At 64.2% G+C, this 21,360-nt stretch carries 24 protein-coding genes; 14 read left to right on the forward strand and 10 right to left on the reverse strand.

Annotation, left to right across the window (positions count from 1 at the left end; translation table 11 throughout):
* Positions 1 to 196: hypothetical protein (locus VFL62_RS21525; RefSeq protein WP_325174407.1), on the forward strand; the 196-nt coding region annotated here is incomplete at its 5' end.
* Between the two features lie 32 nt (positions 197 to 228).
* Positions 229 to 660, forward strand: a complete 432-nt coding sequence (locus tag VFL62_RS21530; RefSeq protein ID WP_325174408.1) for a cupin domain-containing protein — start codon at positions 229 to 231, stop codon at positions 658 to 660.
* A 56-nt stretch (positions 661 to 716) separates the two neighbouring features.
* On the opposite strand, the gene VFL62_RS21535 is transcribed toward VFL62_RS21530, so the two are convergent.
* The 4 genes from VFL62_RS21535 to rsmI all read right to left on the reverse strand — a co-directional run bounded on the left by VFL62_RS21535 (position 717) and on the right by rsmI (position 4,195).
* Positions 717 to 1,685: an MBL fold metallo-hydrolase gene (locus tag VFL62_RS21535; protein WP_325174409.1), complete on the reverse strand. Its 969-nt coding sequence runs from the start codon at positions 1,683 to 1,685 to the stop codon at positions 717 to 719.
* Positions 1,686 to 1,887: 202 nt separating this feature from the next.
* Entirely contained in the window at positions 1,888 to 2,829 is a 942-nt protein-coding gene (gene gshB, locus VFL62_RS21540; protein ID WP_325174410.1) for a glutathione synthase, read from the reverse strand.
* Positions 2,830 to 2,853: 24 nt separating this feature from the next.
* On the reverse strand, positions 2,854 to 3,252 hold the full coding sequence (locus VFL62_RS21545; RefSeq protein WP_325174411.1) for a YraN family protein: 399 nt from the start codon (positions 3,250 to 3,252) through the stop codon (positions 2,854 to 2,856).
* Entirely contained in the window at positions 3,239 to 4,195 is a 957-nt protein-coding gene (gene rsmI / locus VFL62_RS21550; protein WP_325174412.1) for a 16S rRNA (cytidine(1402)-2'-O)-methyltransferase, read from the reverse strand. Before rsmI ends, VFL62_RS21545 begins: the two co-directional genes overlap by 14 nt.
* A gap of 338 nt (positions 4,196 to 4,533) precedes the next feature.
* On the opposite strand from rsmI, the gene VFL62_RS21555 reads away from it, so the two are divergent.
* A complete protein-coding gene (locus VFL62_RS21555) occupies positions 4,534 to 5,691 on the forward strand; it encodes a penicillin-binding protein activator (protein WP_325174428.1) in 1,158 nt (385 codons plus the stop codon).
* A gap of 85 nt (positions 5,692 to 5,776) precedes the next feature.
* Here the strand turns inward: VFL62_RS21555 and hemW are convergent, their stop codons facing one another.
* From hemW to rph, 3 genes are all read right to left on the reverse strand, one after another.
* Positions 5,777 to 6,973, reverse strand: a complete 1,197-nt coding sequence (gene hemW, locus VFL62_RS21560; protein WP_325174429.1) for a radical SAM family heme chaperone HemW — start codon at positions 6,971 to 6,973, stop codon at positions 5,777 to 5,779.
* Between the two features lie 97 nt (positions 6,974 to 7,070).
* Positions 7,071 to 7,697 carry an RdgB/HAM1 family non-canonical purine NTP pyrophosphatase gene (gene rdgB, locus VFL62_RS21565; RefSeq protein WP_325174413.1) on the reverse strand — a complete coding sequence of 209 codons (627 nt, stop codon included), beginning with the start codon at positions 7,695 to 7,697 and terminating at the stop codon, positions 7,071 to 7,073.
* A 3-nt stretch (positions 7,698 to 7,700) separates the two neighbouring features.
* Entirely contained in the window at positions 7,701 to 8,414 is a 714-nt protein-coding gene (gene rph / locus VFL62_RS21570; RefSeq protein WP_325174414.1) for a ribonuclease PH, read from the reverse strand.
* A gap of 173 nt (positions 8,415 to 8,587) precedes the next feature.
* Between rph and hrcA the strand changes: the two genes are divergently transcribed.
* Positions 8,588 to 9,676 carry a heat-inducible transcriptional repressor HrcA gene (hrcA, locus tag VFL62_RS21575; protein ID WP_325174415.1) on the forward strand — a complete coding sequence of 363 codons (1,089 nt, stop codon included), beginning with the start codon at positions 8,588 to 8,590 and terminating at the stop codon, positions 9,674 to 9,676.
* 119 nt (positions 9,677 to 9,795) lie between these two features.
* Positions 9,796 to 10,398, forward strand: coding sequence for a nucleotide exchange factor GrpE (gene grpE / locus VFL62_RS21580; RefSeq protein ID WP_325174416.1), 603 nt, complete (start codon positions 9,796 to 9,798; stop codon positions 10,396 to 10,398).
* 120 nt (positions 10,399 to 10,518) lie between these two features.
* On the opposite strand, the gene pncA is transcribed toward grpE, so the two are convergent.
* Both pncA and VFL62_RS21590 read right to left on the reverse strand, forming a co-directional pair.
* The gene (gene pncA / locus VFL62_RS21585) at positions 10,519 to 11,238 is read right to left on the reverse strand and encodes a bifunctional nicotinamidase/pyrazinamidase (protein WP_325174417.1); all 720 of its coding nucleotides are present in this window, start codon (positions 11,236 to 11,238) and stop codon (positions 10,519 to 10,521) included.
* Between the two features lie 82 nt (positions 11,239 to 11,320).
* Positions 11,321 to 12,253 carry a hypothetical protein gene (locus VFL62_RS21590; protein ID WP_325174418.1) on the reverse strand — a complete coding sequence of 311 codons (933 nt, stop codon included), beginning with the start codon at positions 12,251 to 12,253 and terminating at the stop codon, positions 11,321 to 11,323.
* A gap of 393 nt (positions 12,254 to 12,646) precedes the next feature.
* Between VFL62_RS21590 and dnaK the strand changes: the two genes are divergently transcribed.
* The 9 genes from dnaK (at position 12,647) to VFL62_RS21635 (ending at position 20,467) form a co-directional block, all read left to right on the forward strand.
* Positions 12,647 to 14,548, forward strand: coding sequence for a molecular chaperone DnaK (dnaK, locus tag VFL62_RS21595; protein ID WP_325174419.1), 1,902 nt, complete (start codon positions 12,647 to 12,649; stop codon positions 14,546 to 14,548).
* Positions 14,549 to 14,719: 171 nt separating this feature from the next.
* Positions 14,720 to 15,850 carry a molecular chaperone DnaJ gene (gene dnaJ / locus VFL62_RS21600; RefSeq protein ID WP_325174420.1) on the forward strand — a complete coding sequence of 377 codons (1,131 nt, stop codon included), beginning with the start codon at positions 14,720 to 14,722 and terminating at the stop codon, positions 15,848 to 15,850.
* 196 nt (positions 15,851 to 16,046) lie between these two features.
* A complete protein-coding gene (locus VFL62_RS21605) occupies positions 16,047 to 16,649 on the forward strand; it encodes a class I SAM-dependent methyltransferase (RefSeq protein ID WP_325174421.1) in 603 nt (200 codons plus the stop codon).
* A 54-nt stretch (positions 16,650 to 16,703) separates the two neighbouring features.
* Complete coding sequence (locus VFL62_RS21610; protein ID WP_325174422.1) at positions 16,704 to 17,282, forward strand: NAD(P)H-dependent oxidoreductase; 579 nt, start codon at positions 16,704 to 16,706, stop codon at positions 17,280 to 17,282.
* 6 nt (positions 17,283 to 17,288) lie between these two features.
* Positions 17,289 to 17,996, forward strand: coding sequence for an orotidine-5'-phosphate decarboxylase (gene pyrF, locus VFL62_RS21615; RefSeq protein WP_325174423.1), 708 nt, complete (start codon positions 17,289 to 17,291; stop codon positions 17,994 to 17,996).
* A gap of 30 nt (positions 17,997 to 18,026) precedes the next feature.
* A complete protein-coding gene (locus VFL62_RS21620; RefSeq protein WP_325174424.1) occupies positions 18,027 to 18,335 on the forward strand; it encodes a DUF1330 domain-containing protein in 309 nt (102 codons plus the stop codon).
* A 63-nt stretch (positions 18,336 to 18,398) separates the two neighbouring features.
* On the forward strand, positions 18,399 to 19,214 hold the full coding sequence (gene dapB / locus VFL62_RS21625; protein ID WP_325174425.1) for a 4-hydroxy-tetrahydrodipicolinate reductase: 816 nt from the start codon (positions 18,399 to 18,401) through the stop codon (positions 19,212 to 19,214).
* Between the two features lie 92 nt (positions 19,215 to 19,306).
* Positions 19,307 to 19,930, forward strand: coding sequence for a 2,3-bisphosphoglycerate-dependent phosphoglycerate mutase (locus tag VFL62_RS21630; RefSeq protein WP_325174426.1), 624 nt, complete (start codon positions 19,307 to 19,309; stop codon positions 19,928 to 19,930).
* Positions 19,931 to 19,957: 27 nt separating this feature from the next.
* A complete protein-coding gene (locus tag VFL62_RS21635; RefSeq protein WP_325174430.1) occupies positions 19,958 to 20,467 on the forward strand; it encodes a GNAT family N-acetyltransferase in 510 nt (169 codons plus the stop codon).
* A gap of 158 nt (positions 20,468 to 20,625) precedes the next feature.
* Here the strand turns inward: VFL62_RS21635 and VFL62_RS21640 are convergent.
* The coding region (locus tag VFL62_RS21640) for a methylated-DNA--[protein]-cysteine S-methyltransferase (RefSeq protein WP_325174427.1) at positions 20,626 to 21,360 on the reverse strand (735 nt) is incomplete at its 5' end.

The raw sequence follows: 21,360 nt of genomic DNA on the forward strand, positions 1-21,360 counted from the left end.
TATCCCTGCGGAGGTCATCATGCCCACATACCGCGCCTATCTGATCGACAAGGACAACAGGGTCGATTCGTACAAACCGCTCGACGCCGCGAGCGATGAAGAGGCACTGGAGACGGCTAGGCGGCTTGTCGATGGCCATGACGTCGAGGTCTGGTTTCTCGACAGGATGGTCGGCCGCCTTAGCACGCGTCTATAACAAGCGGGTCGATCAAACCTGCGGAGAACACCATGACCACACGTCCGCCCGACGGCTTTGCACTGATCAAACCCGGCCAGACCTATCTCGGCAAGCAGGGCATCGTGTATGGCGCGGGCGCGTCCAAGGAGACGGTCGGCGCGAAAGACATCTGCATGAACGTGATGCCGATGCCGCCGGGCGCGGTGGCGAAGGCGCACTATCATAAAGACATCGAGACCATCGCTTACATGCTCGAGGGCGAATGCGCGGTGTATTACGGCGATCACCTCGAGAAGCGCGTTGAAGTGAAACAAGGCGAGCAGTGCTTCTGCGACGCCAACATTCCGCACGCGCCGCGCAACGAAAGCGGCAAGCCCTGCACCTGGATCGTGGTGCATTCCTCCGGCAGCGATCAGGACGGCATCGTGCTCTTGCCGGAGCTGGATGCGGAATTGGCGGAGCGGCTAGCGGCGAAGGCGTGAGTTTCTTGTCCCTCCCCGCAAGGGGGAGGGACAAGAGGCGCTAAACCGGCCTGCGATCAAATCTCGCGCGGCTCGGGGACGTAGTGGAAGCCTTCGCCGGTCTTGGCGACGTGACCGAGGCCGGGCCAGGGATAGTGATAGGCAAGCACCGGCATCTTTTGCGCCGCCAGCATGTCCAGCATCTTGACGCGGCTGTTGGCTGCCTGCGCCGGATCGGTGTCGTAGGCGAACTGCATCCGCGGCTTTTCCATCAGCAGGATCGGATGGTGGGTGAGGTCGGCGGTGTAGGCAAAGGATTTGCCGCCCGACGAAATCACGAAAATGGTGTGGCCGACCGTATGGCCGGGCGCCGCGAGCGCGGTCACGCCCGGCAAAAATTCCTGCTCGTCCTTGTAGAACACCAACCGGTCGCGCACCGGGGTCAGGTTCTTCTTGGCGTGGTCGACGAAGTCCTTCATCTTCGGGCCGGCCTTGTCGTAGTCGGTCCAGTAGTTGAAGTCGCTCTCGGCGATGTAGAACTGCGCGTTCGGGAACAGGTTCTTGCCGTCCTCGCCCACCACGCCGCCGATATGATCGATGTGGCCATGCGAGAACACCACGGCGTCGATGTCTTCGGCCTTGATGCCGGCATCCTTCATGCTCTTTTGCTGATGGCCGGTGGCGGTGCCGAACATTTTCGACGTGCCCATGCCGGTGTCGAACAGCACAAGCTTGTCGCCGAAGTTCACGATCGGAGAATTCTGTTCCAGCACGATCTTGTCCGGCGCCAGAAAATTGTCGGTCAGCATCTTGCGCATCTCGTCGTCGGAGACGCCGGTGAACGTGCCCTTGGGATCGCCGAGGCCGAGCGCACCGTCGGTGACCACCGTCACCTCGGCATCGCCGACATTGAAGCGATAGAAGGTTTGCGGCGCCGCCGGTCCGAGTTTCGGCGCCTTGGCCTGCGCGATGTCACCGAGCAGGGCCGACGTGGTGAGACCTGCGCCGAGCGCAAGCAGAGACCTTCGCGAAACATCATATGTCATGCGTTTCCTCCCGCGGGTTGTCGTTGTTCTTTTAGAATAGCCGGAAAGCTGCGACCGCTTTGCGACATTTGGAGGGCGCGGCAGCTTCGAGCCTGACCTGACGGATCAGCTCGTCATGGCCGGGCTCGTCCCGGCCATCCACGTCTTTCTTTTCGTGGAAGCCAAGACGTGGATGCCCGGCACAAGGCCGGGCATGACGTTCCTAGCCGCGCTTCTGCTCGATCACGTCCCAGATCTTGGCGGCGACGTCCGGCCCGTTGAGGCGCGCGATCGCGCGGATACCGGTCGGCGAGGTCACGTTGATCTCGGTGAGATTGCCGTCGATCACGTCGATGCCGACAAACAACAGCCCGCGTTTGCGCAATTCAGGTCCGAGCGTGGTGCAGATCTCGCGCTCGCGGTCGGTGAGTTCGGTCGCCGCCGCCGCGCCGCCGCGCACCATGTTGGAGCGCAGGTCGTCCGCGGCCGGCACGCGGTTGACGGCGCCGGCGAATTCACCGTCGACCAGGATGATGCGCTTGTCGCCGTGCTTGACGTTGGGCAGGAAGCTCTGAATGACCCAGGGCTCCCTGAACGTGACCGAGAACAGGTCGAACAGCGAGCCGAAGTTCATGTCCTGCGGCATGATGCGGAACACCGCCGCGCCGCCATGGCCGTGCAGCGGTTTCATCACCACGGCGCCGTGCTCGTCGCGAAACGCGTTGATCTCGTCGAGATCGCGCGAGATCAAGGTCGGCGGCATCAGCTGCGGAAAATCCATCACGAACAGTTTTTCCGGCGCGTTGCGCACGCTGGCCGGATCGTTCACCACCAGCGTCTTCGGATGCAGCCGCTCGAGCAGATGGGTCGAAGTGATGTAGGCGAGATCGAAGGGCGGATCCTGCCGCAGCAAGATGACGTCAAACGCCGCGAGCGGCTCGCGGCGCGGCTCGCCGAGGGTGAAGTGATCGCCGGCATCGTCGCGCACGGTCAGCGACTGCACCGGCGCCACGATCTCGCTGCCGCGCTGCGAGAGCTTGTCGGGTGTATAGTAGGACAACCCGTGACCGCGCTTCTGCGCCTCAAGCAGCAATGCGAAGGTGGAATCGCCGCGGATGTTGATGCGCGCGATCGGGTCCATCTGGACGGCGACGTTCAGTTTCATGGGCTCTCTCAGTCAGGCGTTATCTCAAGCGCTCGCGTCGAACGCCGCGATCAGATGGCGCGGCAGGCGGCGCGGCGCAATCAGCATGGCGTCGAAGCGCAGATCATACTCGGCGTGCTCGGGATGCGCCATCAGCCAGATTTGCGCGGCTGCAATGATGCGCGCCTGCTGGCGCGGCGTCACGGCATAGGCGGCTTCATCGAGGCTCGCCCGCGCCTTGACCTCGACAAAGGCCAGGAGATTGCGCCGCCGAGCGACGATGTCGATCTCGCCATGCGGCGTGCGGAAGCGCTTGGCGAGGATGCGATAGCCCTTGGCGATCAGAAAGGCCGCGGCCCGCGTCTCCGCCGACAGGCCGGTGCGGAACGCTTCGACGCGCGCGGGCGAGGCCGCTCTGACTTCGGGTTTGTCAGGGCTCGCCATGCGTGCCCGGATGCTGTTCTTTGGCGAGTTCGAGCGCGCGGGCGTAGATCTCGCGGCGCGGCCGCCCCGAAACTTCTACGGCATGAGCGACCGCATCCTTGACGCTGTCGCGCGCCAGGCGGTCGCGCAGGAGATCGTCGATCTCATCCGCGGTCATCGCCTCGCCGCCGTCGGGCTTTGGGCCGATCACCAGCACGAATTCGCCGCGGGTCTCCAGGTCAGCGGCGGATTGCGCCAGTTCCGACAGCGGCCCGCGCTTGATCTCCTCGTGCAGCTTGGTCATCTCGCGGCAGATCGCGGCCTCGCGCGCGCCCATGATGGCGGCGAGATCGGCGAGCGTCTCCTGCACGCGGCTGCCGGATTCGAACAGCACGAGCGTCGCATCGAGCCGCGCAAGTTCGCTGAGGCGCGTGCGGCGCGCGATCTGCTTCGGCGGCAGAAATCCCTCGAAGAAGAAACGGTCGGTCGGCAAGGCCGCCACCGACAGCGCCGTCAGCACCGACGACGGCCCCGGCAGCGCCAGCACGCGATGTCCGGCGGCGCAGACCTCGCGCACCAGCTTGAATCCGGGGTCGGAGATCAGCGGCGTGCCGGCATCGGAGACCAGCGCAATCGAGGCGCCTTGCGCCAGCTGTTCGAGAAGTCTTGGCCGGGCTGCGGCCGCGTTATGCTCGTGATACGGCGTAAGCTGCGCGGTGATTCCATAGCGCTCGGTCAGGCGGCGGGTGATTCGGGTGTCTTCGCAGGCGATCAGGTCGACACCGGCGAGCGTCTCCAGCGCCCGCACTGTAATGTCGCCGAGATTGCCGATCGGGGTTGCCACCAGATAAAGCCCAGCCGGCGGCCTCGGCGCGGTCAGGGTCTCGCCATGGATGGCGTAGTTCCGCTTCTCAGCCAAAGCTGAGACATTCTGCGGATTGGTGGAAACGGTCTTTGCGCGCATAATTGTGGTAGTCTAAAGCAGGAGAGGAAGGGTTGCGAAAGGCTTGTCGCAGGGGTGGGCGAGCGAAACTTCGCGTGATCGGCCTGAAGGCCGGAAAGCCAGAATCCTTTTACTTTGGTTAACCATTTCGTCGAGAATATGCCTGAATCCGCCTCTCCTGATGCCTCAAGGGCGAGAGCGACGTCCTGGCCTTTGAGGGCCGGACAGGATGAAGAGATATGAAAGTGGGTCCGTTCGATCCCAGCCGTCAAACCGACAAGTCCGGAACCGAGCAGTCTGAACCCGGCAGGTCCGGGATCTTGAGCTCGCCGGCCAGCCGGCGAAGCGCGCTTTCGCTGATGCTGGGTGCGCCGCTGCTCGGCGCCTGCGCCGGCGTGCAGCAGAGCATCAGCCAGTTTTCGGTTCCGAACCCGTTTTCGTCCTCGCAGCCGGCGCCGGCGGCGGGCGGTCCGCAGCAGCCGTCGACCTCGATCGGCAACGGCCAGGTCAAGGTGGCGCTGATCCTGCCGTTGTCGGCGGGCGGCAATGCCGGCGCCGCCGCGACCTCGATGAAGAACGCGTCCGAAATGGCGCTGGCCGAATTCCTCAATCCCAACCTGCAGCTCCTGGTCAAGGACGACGCCGGCAGTCCGCAAGGCGCGCAAGCCGCGGCGCAGCAAGCGGTCGATGAGGGTGCGGAGATCATTCTGGGACCGCTGTTTGCGTCTTCGGTACCGGCGGTGGCGCAGGTGGCGCGCGGGCGCGGCATCTCGGTGATCGCGTTTTCAACCGATTCGAGCGTCGCCTCGCGCGGCGTCTATCTGCTCAGCTTCCTGCCGGAATCGGACGTCAACCGGATCGTCGAATATGTCGCCAGCACCGGCAAGCGCTCGTTCGCCGCGATGCTGCCGGAAAATGCCTATGGCAATGTGGTGGAGGCTGCGTTCAAGCAGGCGGCGCCGAAGCGCGGCGGAAGGGTCGTCGTGTTCGAGAAATACGGCGCCGATCGCGCCACCGCCGCGCGCCAGGTGGCGGCCGCGCTGACCTCGGCCGATACGCTGTTATTGGCGGACGACGGCGATGCCGTGGTCGCGGCGACGGATGCGCTGACCGCGGCCGGCGCCAATCTGAAAAACGTGCAGTTGATCGGCACCGGGCTGTGGGACAATCCGCGGGTCTTTGGCAGCGCGACGTTGCAGGGCGGCCTCTATGCCGCGCCGGATCCGGCCGGCTTTCGCAGCTTCTCTAACCGCTATCGTACTAAATTCGGCGGCGAGCCGGTGCGCACCGCAACCCTTGCCTACGACGCGGTGGCGCTGGTTGCGGCGCTGTCGCGCACCCAAGGCGGCAAGCGCTTCACCACCGAAGTGCTGCTCAATTCGTCCGGCTTTGCCGGCATCGACGGGCTGTTTCGCTTCCGCGCCGACGGCACCAACGAGCGCGGCCTCGCGGTCATGCGGGTCACCTCGGGCGGCCCGACCGCGGTCGCTGGCTCGCCCAAGAGCTTTGGGGCGTAGCGCCGAAGCGACCTGAATACTTCGTCGCTTTGCGCCTCGCAATGACGGCGAAACGATATCTAAGCGTGTCCGCCAGGGCGAACGTTCACGCCGCCAGATCCGCCACCACCGCATCCAGCACCGGGAAGCCGGCCTGGGTCACGCGCAGGCGGCCGTCTTGGTCGACGGTGATCGCGCCCTGTTCGCGGAGCAGCGCAATCCGGCGCGGATCGAGCGGCCGGCCCGACAGGGCCAGATAGCGGCGCGGATCGATGCCTTCCGCGAGCCGCAGCCCCATCAGCAGGAATTCGTCGGCGCGCTCTTCGCTATTGAGGAGGTCGTCGACGACGACGCCATGTCCGCTTGCTTCCACCCGCATCAGCCAGGCTTCGGGACGCTTCTCGGTCGAGGTCGCATGCCGCATGCCATCGATATCGAGCCGTCCATGCGCGCCGGGACCGATCCCGGCATATTCCTCGCCGCGCCAGTAAACCAGATTGTGCCGGCACTCGGCACCGGCGCGGGCATGGTTGGAGATTTCGTAAGCCGAGAGGCCGTTGAGATCGCAGACTTCCTGCGTCACGTCGTACAGGGTGCGGGCGAGCGCTTCATCCGGTGTCTTGAGCTTGCCGGCCGCATGCAGACCGAAGAACGGCGTGCCTTCCTCGATCGTCAGTTGATAGAGCGAGAGGTGTTCGGCGGCCTCGTTGATGGCGAGCGTCAATTCGCGGGTCCAGGCATCGGCGGTCTGGTCGGGCCGGGCATAGATCAAGTCGAAAGAATAGCGTTCGAACGAACGCCGCGCGATCGCGACCGCATCCAGCGCCTCGCGCGCACTGTGCAATCGTCCGAGCATTTTCAATGACGCATCGTCCAGCGCCTGCACGCCGAGAGAGACGCGGTTGATTCCCGCTGCACGATAGCCGGCAAAACGCGTCGCTTCCACGCTGGTCGGGTTGGCTTCCAGCGTCACTTCGGCACCGGATGCGACGCGCCAGTTTTTGGCGATCGCCTCAAGGATTGCCCCGACCGTCTGCGGCCGCATCAGCGAGGGCGTGCCGCCGCCGAGAAAGATCGAGGTGACCTCGCGCCCCGGAGCCCGCGCGGCTGTGGTTTCGATTTCGCGGGCAAAGGCGCGCGCAAAACGATCCTCGTCGATCGCGGCGTGGCGGACATGGCTGTTGAAATCGCAATAGGGACACTTCGACAGGCAAAACGGCCAGTGCACGTAGACGCCGAAGGCTGAACCTTCTTTTCCCTGCCCCGCTTGCGGGGGAGGGTGAGGGTGGGGGCTCTTTTGCAATGTGGTCAAAGGGCCCCCTCCCGTCGCGCTTCGCGCGCCGACCTCCCCCGCAAGCGGGAGAGGTGAAGAAAGAAAGGCGCGGCGCCGATGATGCCGTTCACAAGCAGCGCTCCGCCAGTTTGACGAAAGCGCGCGCCCGATGTGAGAGGCCCATGCCGAGCGGCGGCAGGCCGTGCTTTTCGATCGAGGTCATCTCGCCGAAGGTGCGCTCAAAGCCGTCGGGGAGGAACATCGGATCGTAACCGAAGCCGGCGCTGCCGCGTGGCGGCCAGACCAGCGTGCCGTCGACGCGTGCCTCGACTTCCTCGATGTGGCCGTCGGGCCAGGCGACGCACAGGGCGGAGACGAAGTGCGCCTTGCGTTTGGCCGGATCGGTTGCGCCGCGTTCGGCGAGCAGCCGCTCGATGCGGGTCATCGCCGCGTTGAAGTCCTTGGAGGGGCCGGCCCAGCGCGCCGAGTAAATTCCGGGCGCGCCGCCCAGCGCGTCGACCACAAGCCCGGAATCGTCGGCAAACGCCGGAAGCTTTGCGGCTGTTGCCGCCGCGACCGCCTTGATCCTCGCATTCGCTTCAAAGCTGTCGCCGGTCTCTTCCGGCTCGAGGAGACCAAGCTCCGTGGCCGAGATCGCCGTCACGCCGTGCGGGGACAGTAACTCGCGCATCTCGGCGAGCTTGCCGGGATTGTGGGTCGCGATCACGAGCTGGCCGGCTATGCGACGGGGCACCTTTCAGCCCACCGCGATCTTCTGCAAATCGACCAGCCGCGCGACGCCCTTTTGCGCCAGCGCCATCAGCGCCAGAAACTCGTCTTGCGAGAACGGTGTTTTTTCGGCGGTACCCTGCACCTCGATCAGGCGGCCGTCGCCGGTCATGACGAAATTGGCATCGGTCTCGGCGGAAGAATCCTCGGCGTAGTCGAGGTCGAGCACCGGGGTTCCGTTGTAGATGCCGCAGGAGATCGCGGCGACGTGGTCGCGCAACACGTTGGTCTTGATCATGTTGCGCGCCTTCATCCAGGCGATGCAGTCCGCGAGCGCAACCCAGGCGCCGGTGATCGAGGCGGTCCGCGTGCCGCCATCGGCCTGCAGCACGTCGCAGTCGACGGTGATCTGGCGCTCGCCGAGCGCTTCGAGGTCCAGCGCGGTGCGGAGCGACCGTCCGATCAGGCGCTGGATCTCGACGGTGCGGCCGCTCTGCTTGCCGGCGGAAGCCTCCCGGCGGGTGCGTTCCAGCGTTGCCCGCGGCAGCATGCCGTATTCGGCCGTGACCCAGCCGCGGCCCTGACCCTTGAGCCACGGCGGCAGGCGCTCTTCCAGCGTCGCCGTCACCAGGACGTGGGTGTCGCCGAACTTAACCAGGCACGACCCCTCCGCATATTTGACCACGCCGCGTTCCAGCGACACGGCGCGCAATTCATCCGGCGCACGGCGGCTTGGACGCATGAAGATCCTCCGAAATTAACCAAAGCAGAGCCAAATTTATAACTTGGCGTGCTTGTAGGAGGGCGTGTCCGAACCGGCAAGGCCTTTCCGTGTGCAGGCTTGTCAGGGGATGCCTAGATAGACAAAAGACACCTAGATAGACAAAATCGGTGTGACTTCCGGAGTTCTCGATCTTGGCTCATCACGAACCGATTGGCCTGATTTCGTCGCATGCGGGGCTCGCCCAGCTCAACGAGCGCTCGCGTGACATCTTTCGTCAGATCGTCGAAAGTTACCTTGCCACCGGCGAGCCGGTCGGCTCGCGCAACATCTCCCGCCTGATCGCGGTTCCCTTGTCGCCGGCCTCCGTCCGCAACGTGATGGCGGATCTGGAATCGCTCGGGCTGATCTATGCGCCGCATACCTCCGCCGGCCGGCTGCCGACCGAAATCGGCCTTAGGTTTTTCGTCGATGCGCTCATGCAGGTGGGCGATCTCACTGAGGCGGAGCGCCAGTCGATCCAGACCCAGCTTGCCTCCGTCGGCCGGGCGCAATCGGTCGAAGCCGCGCTCGGCGAAGCGCTGACCCGGCTCTCCGGGCTGACGCGCGCGGCCTCCGTGGTGCTCACCGGCAAGTCCAATTCGCGGCTCAAGCACATCGAATTCGTGCGGCTGGAACCGGAGCGGGCGCTGGTCGTGCTGGTCAGTGAAGACGGCCAGGTCGAAAACCGCGTGCTGGCCCTGCCGCCGGGGGTGCCATCGTCGGCCCTGATCGAGGCCACGAATTTCCTCAATGCGCGGATCAGGGGACGAACGCTGGCGGAGTCCCGGCTCGAACTCGAAACCGCGCTGGCGCAAGGCCGCGCCGAACTCGATCAACTGACGCAGAAGGTCATTGCGGCGGGGCTGGCAAGCTGGTCCGGCGGCGAAAACGAGGACCGGCAGCTCATCGTGCGTGGCCATGCCAATCTGCTCGAAAATCTGCATGCGCTCGAAGATCTCGAGCGCATCCGTCTGCTGTTCGACGATCTCGAGACCAAGCGTGGGGTGATCGACCTGCTCGGCCGTGCCGAAAGCGCCGAAGGCGTGCGGATTTTCATCGGATCGGAAAACAAGCTGTTCTCGCTGTCGGGATCATCGACCATTATCGCGCCCTATCGGGATAGTACCGGCAAGATCGTCGGCGTGCTCGGCGTGATCGGGCCGACCCGGCTCAATTATGCCCGCGTGATCCCGACCGTGGACTATGCGGCGCGGATCGTCAGTAGTCTCCTGGGCGGATGATCGCAGGGGGCCGGCAGCCATTCTGGCGCTTGATTTTCAGCCGCTAAAGCACGATATCCCGGCGTGTAATTCGACCATCCTGCCGCACTGTTAGAGACAATTTTCGAGAAGGTAGTCGCATGACCGATCCCAAGGGGCAGAACGACAATTCGGCCAGCCCTGAGCAAGGAGCGGAGCCCGTGGTTTCCAAGCCCTACATCATGCCGGATGATCCGGAAGAAGGGTCTGTGGAGGCACTCGCCAAGGAGCTGGCCGAGGCACGCGACAGGACGTTGCGCACGCTGGCCGAGATGGAGAACCTGCGCAAGCGCACGGCCAAGGAAGTGTCCGACGCCCGCTCCTACGGCATTACCGGATTTGCCCGCGACGTGCTCGACATCGCCGATAATCTCCAGCGCGCGCTCGATGCGGTTCCGGCTGAAACGCGGGAGCTCGCCGATCCGATGCTGAAGACGCTGATCGAAGGCGTCGAGCTCACCGAGCGCTCGCTGCTCAATGCGCTCGAGAAGAACGGCGTCAAGAAATTCGATCCGACCGGCGAGAAGTTCAATCCGAACTTCCAGCAGGCGATGTACGAGGTTCCCGATCCCAGCGTGCCGGCCGGCACGGTAGTGCAGGTCGTTCAGGCCGGCTACACGATCGGTGACCGGGTGCTGCGTCCGGCACTGGTCGGCGTGTCCAAGGGCGGCGCGAAGGCCGCTCCGGCGGAACAGCAGAGCTGAGGCGCGCAACGAAGCGAGCTTTGTTGGGTCGATAGTTCTTGATTGGCTTAATCTGTCGGCGAACTCGCTTCACCTCTCCCGCTTGCGGGGAGGGAGCGCGCTTCCGTCTTGGCTGGCGATTCAGCTCACCACGATATCGCCCGACTGAATTCGCTTGACGCCGGCCTTGGCCATGTCGGCCCAGGCCTTCGCGAGCGAGCCCTGGGTATCGATGCCCCGGCACGCATCCTCGATGACGTAAGCCTCAAACCCTGCCTTGCGCGCATCCATCGCCGTCCATGCCACGCAGAAGTCGGTGGCGAGGCCCGCGATGAAGAGCTTTTGCAGCTTGCGCGCCTTCAGCCAGGCGGCGAGGCCCGTGGTCGTCTTGCCGTCGGCCTCGGTGAAAGCCGAGTAGCTGTCGGTTTCCTTGTGATAGCCTTTGCGGATGATCAGTTCGGCCTGCGGGATCGCAAGGTCTTTCGAGAGCGATGCGCCGTCGGTGCCTTGTACGCAATGATCCGGCCACAGCACTTGTTTGCCGTAAGCGAGGTCGACGGTTTCGAACGGCTTCTTGCCGGCGTGCGCCGACGCGAAAGAAACATGCCCCGGCGTGTGCCAGTCCTGGGTCATCACGACGTTGGCGAATCCGCGTGCGAGCTTGTTGATGACGGGCACGACCTGATCGCCGTCCTTCACCGCGAGGCTGCCGCCGGGCAGGAAGCAGTTCTGCACGTCGATGACGAGCAACGCCGATGCATCGTCAATTTTGATCGAAGCGGCGGCCCACAGCGGATGCGGGGCGGTCGCGGCTGCGGCCAAGCCGCCTAATGCTGCCAGGGTCTGTCTTCGGTTCATCATGATGCGCCCTCCCGTGATCGACTGACGTTAACAAATCGCACTGGCAGCGGAAGACGAAAAAATCGGCAGCCAGTGATCCGATTTAGCGCGGCTCGATGCTGTCGCGGACCGCGCGGAAACGCGGAAAAGCCTTGTCCCACTGGTCGCGCGGCGCGCTGCCGATGATCCGCATCGAGCCTCCGCTGCCAAAGCGCAGCCACTGCACCAGCGTGACCTTGGTGTCGTCGCGGCCACTTGTGGCGTCGATCCGCGTCTCGTATCCAGCCATCCCGTCGATGCGGACCGGCTCGGACATCGTGATCCGCCCCGTATGCATCCCGGGAATGGCCCGCGCAGCCTGTTCGGCAAAGCGGGCGCGGTCGTCGGGTTGTGTGGGCGTCGCTGCCATCAGGCCGATCACCATGAAGGGCGCCAGCTCGAAACCGGCGGCCTCATCGCCATCCGCCAGCAGCAGGGCACCGGTGGCGCCGAGCGCTCGAACGCTCTTGAAGTCGCCGAGATTGCCGACCTTGAACGGCATCAGCGCGAGCTGTTCGTCGACCGGAACTTCCTTGCGGATCACGGCCGATGCAAACATCTGCCGGACGGCGTCATCGCTGTAGATCTTGGTGGCGTTCTCGGGCACCAGGACGTCGACATAGCCGGAAAAGGTGCCGCCCGACAGAATCATCGCGTAGTGACGAAAAACACCGGCCGGGTTCTTGGCGGTTTCGGCGGTGTAGTAGGCCGTTCCGGCACCGGTCTCGATGCTTTCAGGCTTGGTGACGCCAGCGGTCGGGTTGGTCTTGAACGCGTTCATGACTTCGCCATAGGCGCCGGCCGGCAACTCGGTGACCAGTACCTTGACGCTCTGGTCTTCCGTCGTGAAGCCGGTGAAGCCCTTGGCGGGGACGAGGCCGACCAGGGGCGTCAGCCCGACCCGGGCTCCCGGCGGGAAAACCGGGTCGGCGGCCAGGGCGCCCGTCATGGTGACGACCAGGCAGGCGAGGGCGGAAAGCAGTCGGAGATAGGTCATGGTGATCTTCTGAGGTGATGATGGAGGCCGTTCGGTCAGGGCGGCTTTTAAGGGTTTTGCCGCCCGGTGTCCCGATTCCGAAGTTCGTAGCATTTTTCGGAGCCACGTTTCGAGCTTCTGAACCGCGACACTAGGCGATAGCGGCATGGGGTTACGGGCGCCGGCTTCCCGGTATTAACCCGGAGACGGTCTGGCCGCCATCTCGCCTCGAAACTATCTTTAAAAGTTGAGGGGCCAGGCGGCCGAAGGTTGCGCAGCCTCCTTGCAGGCCATAGGCCCCCTCCTATATGAGGCTCACCGTCGCAATATCGCGAGTATTTGATCGTTGGGGGTCCGGTTCAGGGCGCCGTAAGGGCTCAACCGACCTGCCGCAAAAAGAAGGATATCAGGACCATGGGAAAGGTCATCGGGATCGATCTCGGCACCACGAATTCGTGCGTTGCCGTCATGGATGGCAAAAACGCAAAAGTCATTGAGAACGCGGAAGGCATGCGGACGACGCCGTCGATCGTCGCCTTTAGCGACGATGGCGAACGCCTCGTCGGCCAGCCGGCCAAGCGTCAGGCGGTGACCAATCCCGAGCGGACCTTCTTTGCGGTGAAGCGCTTGGTCGGCCGCCGCTACGACGACCCGATGGTCGAGAAGGACAAGAAGCTCGTCCCCTACAAGATCGTGAAAGCATCCAACGGCGATGCCTGGGTCGAGGCCGACGGCAAGACCTATTCGCCCTCGCAGATTTCCGCCTTCATCCTGCAGAAGATGAAGGAAACCGCGGAAGCCCATCTCGGCCAGAAGGTCGAACAGGCCGTCATCACGGTTCCCGCCTACTTCAACGACGCCCAGCGCCAGGCCACCAAGGATGCCGGCAAGATCGCGGGCCTTGAAGTGCTGCGCATCATCAACGAGCCGACCGCGGCCGCGCTGGCCTACGGTCTCGACAAGACCAAGTCCGGCACCATTGCGGTGTACGACCTCGGCGGCGGCACGTTTGATATCTCCATTCTCGAAATCGGCGACGGCGTGTTCGAGGTGAAGTCGACCAACGGCGACACCTTCCTCGGCGGCGAAGACTTCGACATGCGCCTGGTGGGTTATCTCGCCGACGAATTCCAGAAGGAGCAGGGCATCAACCTGCGCAACGACAAGCTAGCCTTGCAGCGCCTGAAAGAGGCCGCCGAAAAGGCCAAGATCGAATTGTCGTCGACGACGCAGACCGAAATCAACCTGCCGTTCATCACGGCGGACCAGACCGGTCCGAAGCACCTGACCATGAAGCTGACGCGCGCCAAGTTCGAGGCGCTGGTCGATGACCTGATCCAGAAGACCATCGAGCCGTGCCGTAAGGCGCTGAAGGATGCCGGCCTCACCGCCGGTGAAGTCGGCGAAGTGGTGCTGGTCGGCGGCATGACCCGCATGCCGAAGGTGCAGGAAGTCGTGAAGCAGTTGTTCGGCAAGGAGCCGCACAAGGGCGTCAACCCGGACGAAGTCGTGGCGATCGGTGCCGCGATCCAGGCCGGCGTGCTGCAGGGCGACGTCAAGGACGTGCTGCTGCTCGACGTCACCCCGCTGTCGCTCGGCATCGAGACGTTGGGCGGCGTGTTCACCCGCATCATCGACCGCAACACCACGATCCCGACCAAGAAGAGCCAGGTGTTCTCGACCGCAGAGGATAACCAGAACGCGGTCACCATCCGCGTCTTCCAGGGCGAGCGTGAGATGGCGGCCGACAACAAGATCCTCGGCCAGTTCGACTTGATGGGCATTCCGCCGGCCCCGCGCGGCATGCCGCAGATCGAGGTGACGTTCGACATCGACGCCAACGGCATCGTCAACGTGTCCGCCAAGGACAAGGCGACCGGCAAGGAACAGCAGATTCGCATCCAGGCCTCCGGCGGTCTGTCGGAAGCCGACATCGACAAGATGGTCAAGGATGCCGAAGCCAACGCGGCCGAGGACAAGAAGCGCCGCGAGGCGGTCGACGCCAAGAACCATGCGGACGCTCTGGTGCATTCCACCGAGAAGGCGCTTGCCGAGCATGGCTCGAAGGTCGCCGAAAGCGAGCGCCGTTCGATCGAGGACGCCGTCAGCGATTTGAAGGAAGCGCTGAAGGGCGATGATGCCGAAGCGATCAAGGCCAAGTCCAACACGCTGGCGCAGGCCTCGATGAAGCTCGGCGAGGCCATGTACAAGCAGCAGGCCGAGGCCGATGCGGCCAAGGACGCTGCCAAGGATGACGTGGTCGACGCGGAGTTCACCGAAGTCGACGACGACAAGAACAACAAGAAATCTGCTTAGAGGCGACGACAATGACCCCCATTCTGACGAGGCACGCGCGAGTGGCGTCTCGAAAGAGTGGGGGTTATTTTTTCGTTAAGCCGAAAGCGGCATTGTGGACCGCATCACTGGTGTGGCGGCTCGGAAATCCGCATCATTGCCAGGGATTTTAGGATCGGGCGGGTCTGACGGATGTCTACCAAGCGTTGCTACTACGAAACCCTCGAGGTCGACCGGAACGCCGACGAATCCAAGCTCAAGTCGGCCTTTCGCAAGCTGGCGATGAAGTGGCACCCGGATAGGAATCCCGGCGATGCCCAGAGCGAAATCCGCTTCAAGGAAATCAACGAAGCCTATGAGGTGTTGAAGGACGGCGACAAGCGCGCCGCCTATGACCGGTTCGGCCATGCCGCGTTCGAGCAGGGTGGCATGGGCGGCGGTCCCGGCTTCGGCGCCGGCTTTGCCTCCTCCTTCTCAGACATTTTCGAAGACTTGTTCGGCATGGCGAGCCAGCGCGCCCGCGGCGGCCGCGAGCGCGGCGCGGACCTGCGCTACAACATGGAGATCAGCCTCGAAGAAGCCTTCCAGGGCAAGACCGCGCAGATCGAAATTCCGGTCTCGGTCACCTGCGATTCCTGTTCGGGCATCGGCGCCAAGGCCGGCACCAAGCCGAAGACCTGCAGCATGTGCGGCGGGGCCGGGCGCGTCCGCCAGGCGCAGGGCTTTTTCACCCTCGAGCGCACCTGTCCGGGCTGCCAGGGCCGCGGCCAGATGATCGAAGAGCCCTGTCCGTCCTGCACGGGCACGGGGCGGGTGACGCGCGAGCGCACGCTCTCGGTCAATATTCCTCAAGGCGTCGAAGACGGCACCCGTATTCGCCTCGCCGGCGAGGGCGAGGCCGGCCTGCGCGGCGGACCTCCCGGCGATCTCTACATCTTCCTGTCGCTGGCATCGCACGAGTTCTTCCAGCCTGACGGCGCCGACCTGCACTGCCGGGTGCCGATCTCGATGGTGACGGCAGCGCTCGGCGGCGAGTTCGAAGTGCCGACCATCGATAAGGGCAAGACCAAGGTGAAAATACCTTCGGGGACCCAGTCGGGCCGCCGCTTCCGCATTGCATCAAAGGGCATGCCGGTGCTGCGTTCGCGCCAGATGGGCGACATGTACGTCCAGGTCATGGTCGAGACACCGCAGAATCTGACCAAGAAGCAGCAGGAATTGCTGGCCGAGTTCGAAAAATTGTCCTCCGGTGCAACCCAACCCGAGGCCGCGGGTTTCTTCGCCAAGGTCAAGGACTTCTTCGGCAACCGCGCCAGCACGTGATTCGCGCTGGTGCGGTTTGCGTGCGTGCATAAAATCCTAATGCGCCCAGCGCCTTATTGCGAAGCTGGTATGCCTGCCACCGACGCGCCGCACGGCGCGTTTTGCTTGACCGGACCGCCCGTGGCGATTACTTCTTTATGACTATTTTCTGACACCGCCGCGAAAGCGGTCCCGCCTAGTGGGCACCAGTAGCGAAATGGCCTTGCAGTCGTCCGCGCGTGCGTTGAAAAAACCCCTTCGTCTCGATGACGAAGTTCGTTTTCTGCGTTCGTGGATCGAAAAGCCGCTTCACATGGGAGCGGTGATGCCGTCGGGCAAACTGCTCGCGCGCACCATGGCGCAATATGTCGACGTGGATTCCGAAGCGCCGGTCGTCGAGCTCGGGCCCGGTACCGGTGCGATCACCAATGCGTTGATCGAACGCGGCGTCGACCAGAGGCGGCTGGTGCTGGTCGAATATAATCCCGGCTTCTGCGCGTTGCTGCGCGACCGCTATCCGCACGCCAAGGTCGTCCAGGGCGATGCCTACCGGTTGCGCGATTCGCTGGGCGAGGCGCTCGGGGCGCCGGCTTCCGCCGTCGTGTCCGGTCTGCCTCTGGTGACCAAGCCGATGCAGATCCGCCTGAAACTGATCCGCGATGCGTTTGCCGCGCTCGCCCCCGGCGCGCCCTTTGTGCAGTTCACCTATTCGGTGGCGCCGCCGATTCCGAAATCGCTGCCCGGGGTTTCCACCGAAGCTTCCGAGCGCGTCTGGATGAACCTTCCGCCCGCGCGCGTCTGGGTGTATCGCAAGGGCTAGTGCCGCCGTCCGCTCTCCCGCGCCGGCGGGTGTTTTTGCGCGACGGACCAGATCATGGCTGCGCTGAAAATCCTGGTGATCCCCGGTTCGTTGCGAACCGGTTCGCTGAACGCGAAGCTCGCCGCGGTCGCCGCGCATCATTTCGCGCAAATAGGCGTCGAGGTCACGCGGCTATCGCTCGCCGACTTTCCGTTGCCGATCTATGACGGCGATCTGCAAACGAAAACCGGCGTGCCGAAGAACGCCGTCGATCTCAAGCGGATGATCGGTGCCCATCACGGCGTCCTGATCGTGACACCGGAGTACAATTCTTCCGTGCCGCCGTTGCTCAAGAACGCGATCGACTGGGTCAGCCGCGTGCAGGACGCGCATGAAGCCAGAGGCCAGGTGTTTCGTGGCCGCGCCTTTGCGATTGCGAGCGCCTCTCGCAGCCGGCTCGGCGGCGCGCGGGCGATCGCCGCGCTGCGCCTGATCCTGACCGCCTGCCATGCCCTTGTCATTCCGGATCAGCTCGCGCTTGCCTTCGCCGACGAAGCCTATGACGATATGGAGCGTTTGAAACATCCGCCCGATCTCGAGGCGCTCGGCGCCATGGCGCGGCAGCTGATCGACGTCTCCCAGCGCCTGATGTGAGGTCACATGCCGCAAGCCATCGCCCCCAAAGACCGCCTGATCGTCTCGCTCGACCTGCCGGCGCTGGAGGCTGCCGAAGCGATGATCGCGCGGCTGGGCGATAGCGTGAGCTTCTACAAGATCGGCTATCAACTGGTATATGCCGGCGGCCTGTCGCTGGCCCGCGAGCTCTCTGCCGCCGGCAAGAAGGTGTTCATCGACGTCAAGCTGCACGACATCGGCAACACCGTGATGCACGGCGTCGAAAGCCTGTCGACGCATGGCGCGACATTCGTCACCGTGCACGCCTATCCGCAGACCATGCAAGCGGCGGTCGAGGGCCGCGGCAAGTCCGGCCTCAAGATTCTCGCCGTCACCGTGCTGACCTCCTACAATCAGGCGGATATGGAAGCGGCCGGCTATCGGCACACCATTGCCGACCTCGTCGCCATTCGCGCGCGCCAGGCCAGGGAGATCGGTGTCGATGGGCTGGTGTGTTCGCCTGAAGAGGTCGCGGCGCTGCGCGGCATCGTCGGCGACCAGATGAGTTTGGTGACGCCGGGTATCCGCCCCGCAGGCAGTGCAGCCGGCGACCAGAAGCGGGTCATGACCCCGGCGCGGGCGATCAAGGCCGGCGCCGACTATCTCGTGGTCGGCCGGCCGGTCGTGGAAGCGTCCGATCCGAAGGCAGCGGCGGATGCGATCCAGGCGGAGATCGCGCAGGCGCTAACCTAGGCAGTCGCCAATTTAAGAAGGAGAGCCCAAATGCCAAAAGGCTACTGGATCGCGCGCATCGACGTGCATAATCCCGAAGGCTACAAGGAATATGTCGCGCAGAACGGCCCCGTGTTCGCAAAATATGGCGGCAGGTTTCTGGTGCGCGCCGGACGGCACGTCTCCAAGGAAGGTTCCGCGCGCACCCGCAACGTCGTGATCGAGTTCAAGGACTATGACACCGCGATCGCCTGCTACAACTCGCCCGAATATGTCCGGCTTGTCGCGCTGCGCAGTCCGCATTCCGAGGGCGACCTCGTGATCATCGAAGGCTATGACGGCCCGCAGCCTGGCCAATAGGCGGCCCGGGTCGGTTGCCGGAACTTCTCCCGCCAGCTAATACGGCGGATAGAGGTATTTGCCATGTCCGAGATGCGTTTGATCGTTGCGGGCGCCGGCGGCCGGATGGGCCGGGCGCTGACGCGGGTCATTTCAGAGACCAAGGGTGCGGTGCTGACCGGCGCGTTGGAAGCGCCGGGGTCGGAGTTGCTCGGCAAGGATGCCGGCGTGCTCGCCGGCCTGCCCGCGAACGGCGTCGCGCTCTCGGCGGACCTGTGGTCGATGTCGGCGAACGCCGACGGTATTCTCGATTTCACGGTGCCGGCCGCCACCATCGCCAACGTTGCGATCGCCGCCCAGCGCGGCCTCGTTCACGTCATCGGCACCACGGGGCTGTCGGCGTCGGATGAGGCCGTGATCAAGAGTGTCACCTCGCGCGCCATCGTCGTGAAATCAGGCAATATGAGCCTTGGCGTCAATCTACTCGCGGCGCTGGTCAAGCGCGTGGCGCAATCGCTCGATGACTCCTTCGACATCGAAATCCTGGAAATGCACCACAAGGGCAAGATCGATGCCCCCTCGGGCACCGCGCTGATGCTGGGCGAGGCCGCTGCCGCCGGCCGCGGCATCAGTCTCGCGCAACACTCGGCGCGCGGCCGTGACGGCGAGACCGGCGCGCGGCGGACCGGGGATATCGGCTTTGCGTCGCTGCGCGGCGGCACCGCCGCAGGCGATCACAGCGTGTTCTTCTCAGGTCCGGCCGAGCGGCTTGTCCTGTCGCATCACGCCGAGGACCGCATGATCTTCGCGCACGGCGCCATCAAGGCCGCGCTCTGGGCCCACGGCAAGAAGCCCGGTTTCTACACCATGACCGACGTGCTCGGGCTGGAAAACTTCTGACCTCAATAAACTTGCTAGCGCCCATGACTTTCCGAAGTTCGTGAAGGTGGGCGCTGCGATGGAATACGAACTTCGGAAAGTGGGCACAGGATATGAGCGATCGTCTTCTCGTATTGGTCCGTCACGGCCAGAGCGAATGGAATCTGAAGAACCTCTTCACCGGCTGGAAAGACCCGGACCTCACCGAGGCGGGCGTCGCCGAAGCCAAGGAAGCCGGACGCAAGTTGAAGGCGCAAGGGCTGGTGTTCGATCTCGCCTTCACCTCGGCGCTGACGCGCGCCCAGCACACGCTCGATCTGATGCTGACCGAACTCGGCCAGACCAAGATTCCGGTTCACAAGCACTTGGCGCTCAACGAGCGCGACTATGGCGATCTCTCCGGCCTCAACAAGGACGATGCGCGCAAGAAGTGGGGTGAAGACCAGGTGCTGATCTGGCGCCGCTCCTACGACGTGCCGCCGCCCGGCGGTGAAAGCCTGAAAGACACGCTGGCGCGCACGCTGCCTTATTACGTGCAGGAGATCCTGCCTTGCGTGCTGCGCGGCGAGCGCACGCTGGTTGCCGCGCACGGCAATTCGCTGCGCGCGCTGATCATGGTGCTGGAAAAACTTTCGCCGGAAGGCATTCTGAAGCGTGAACTCGCTACCGGCGTTCCCATCATCTACCGCCTCAACGCCGATTCCACCGTCGCGTCCAAACTCGATCTCGCGACGTGAGCAGCATTCGTGGGCGCTAGTGTCGAGATCGTTTCTCTCGCGGCTCCGATCGGCGAGCGCGAACGCGACGAACTTGCAGACGTGCTGGCCGATTGCGTCGCCGGCGGCGCCAGCGTCAATTTCATGGCCGGCTTTTCGGCAGGCGATGCGCGTCATTTCTTCGACCAGGTCGCGCGCGGCGTTGCAGCCGGCGAACTCGTGCTGTTGGTGGCGCGCCTCGACGGCAAGATCGTCGGCACCGTGCAGCTCGGGCTCGATACGCCGCCCAATCAGATGCACCGCGCCGACATCAAGAAGATGCTGGTCCATCGCTCCGCGCGTGGTCGCGGCGTCGGCATGGCCTTGTTGAAAGCCATCGAAGAAGAAGCGCGCCAGCGCGGCCGCTGGCTGCTGGTGCTTGATACCGTGCCCGGCGAAAGCGGGCACCGTCTGTATCTTCGCGCCGGCTGGCAACAATGCGGGACGGTGCCGGACTACGCGCTGTTTCCGGACGGCCGGCTCTGCGACACCGCGATCATGTGGAAGCGGCTGGGATGATTTCCGTCGTCCCGGTCAAGCGAGCGATTGCGAGCGCGAGCCGGGACCCATGGCCACGATGGGTATTGCTGGGGAAGCTGTTGCCGCAGCTTTGCCCGACCGCAAGCTTCGGTAGTTTGGGTCCCCGCTTTCGCGGGGGACGACCACGTGGCAGAGAACTATCGTATTCCGACCTGACCGGCTTCCCAGCCCATCATCGCCTGCTTGCGGGTGATGCCCCAGTGATAGCCGGTCAGCGCGCCGCTCTTGCCGAGCGCGCGATGGCAAGGCACCACGAAGGAAATCGGGTTCTTGCCGACCGCAGCTCCCACCGCGCGCGACGCCTTCGGGCTTTCGATTTTCTTCGCGATGTCCGAATAGCAAACCGCGTGGCCCATCGGGATTTTCAACAGCGTCTCCCACACCCGGACCTCGAAGTCGGTGCCGATCAGGGTGACGCGCAGCGGCTGATCCGGCCGCCATAATTTCTTGTCAAAGATCCGCTGCGCCAGCGGCGCCGTGCCGAGATAGTCCTCGATATACGTGGCGCGCGGCCAGCGTCCCGTCATGTCGGTGAGCGCGGCCTTCTCCTCGCCGGCGTCGGCAAAGGCAAGGCCGGCAAGTCCGCGATCGCTGGCCATCACCAGCGCGGTGCCAAAAGGCGAGGGGTGGAAGCCGTAGCGCAAGGTCATTCCGGCACCACCGGCCTTCCACTCGCCCGGCGACATCGCCTCATGGGTCACGAACAGATCGTGCAGCCGGCCAGGGCCCGAGAGGCCGGAATCGAGCGCGGCGTCGAGCACGCTCGCCGAATCCCGCAACAGGTTCTTGGCGTGGTCGAGCGTCAGCGCCTGCATGAAACCTTTTGGCGTCAGTCCGGCCCAGCGGCGAAACAGATGGTGCAGTTCGTCCGG

This window comes from Bradyrhizobium sp. (assembly GCF_035701725.1).
Lineage (GTDB): Bacteria > Pseudomonadota > Alphaproteobacteria > Rhizobiales > Xanthobacteraceae > Bradyrhizobium.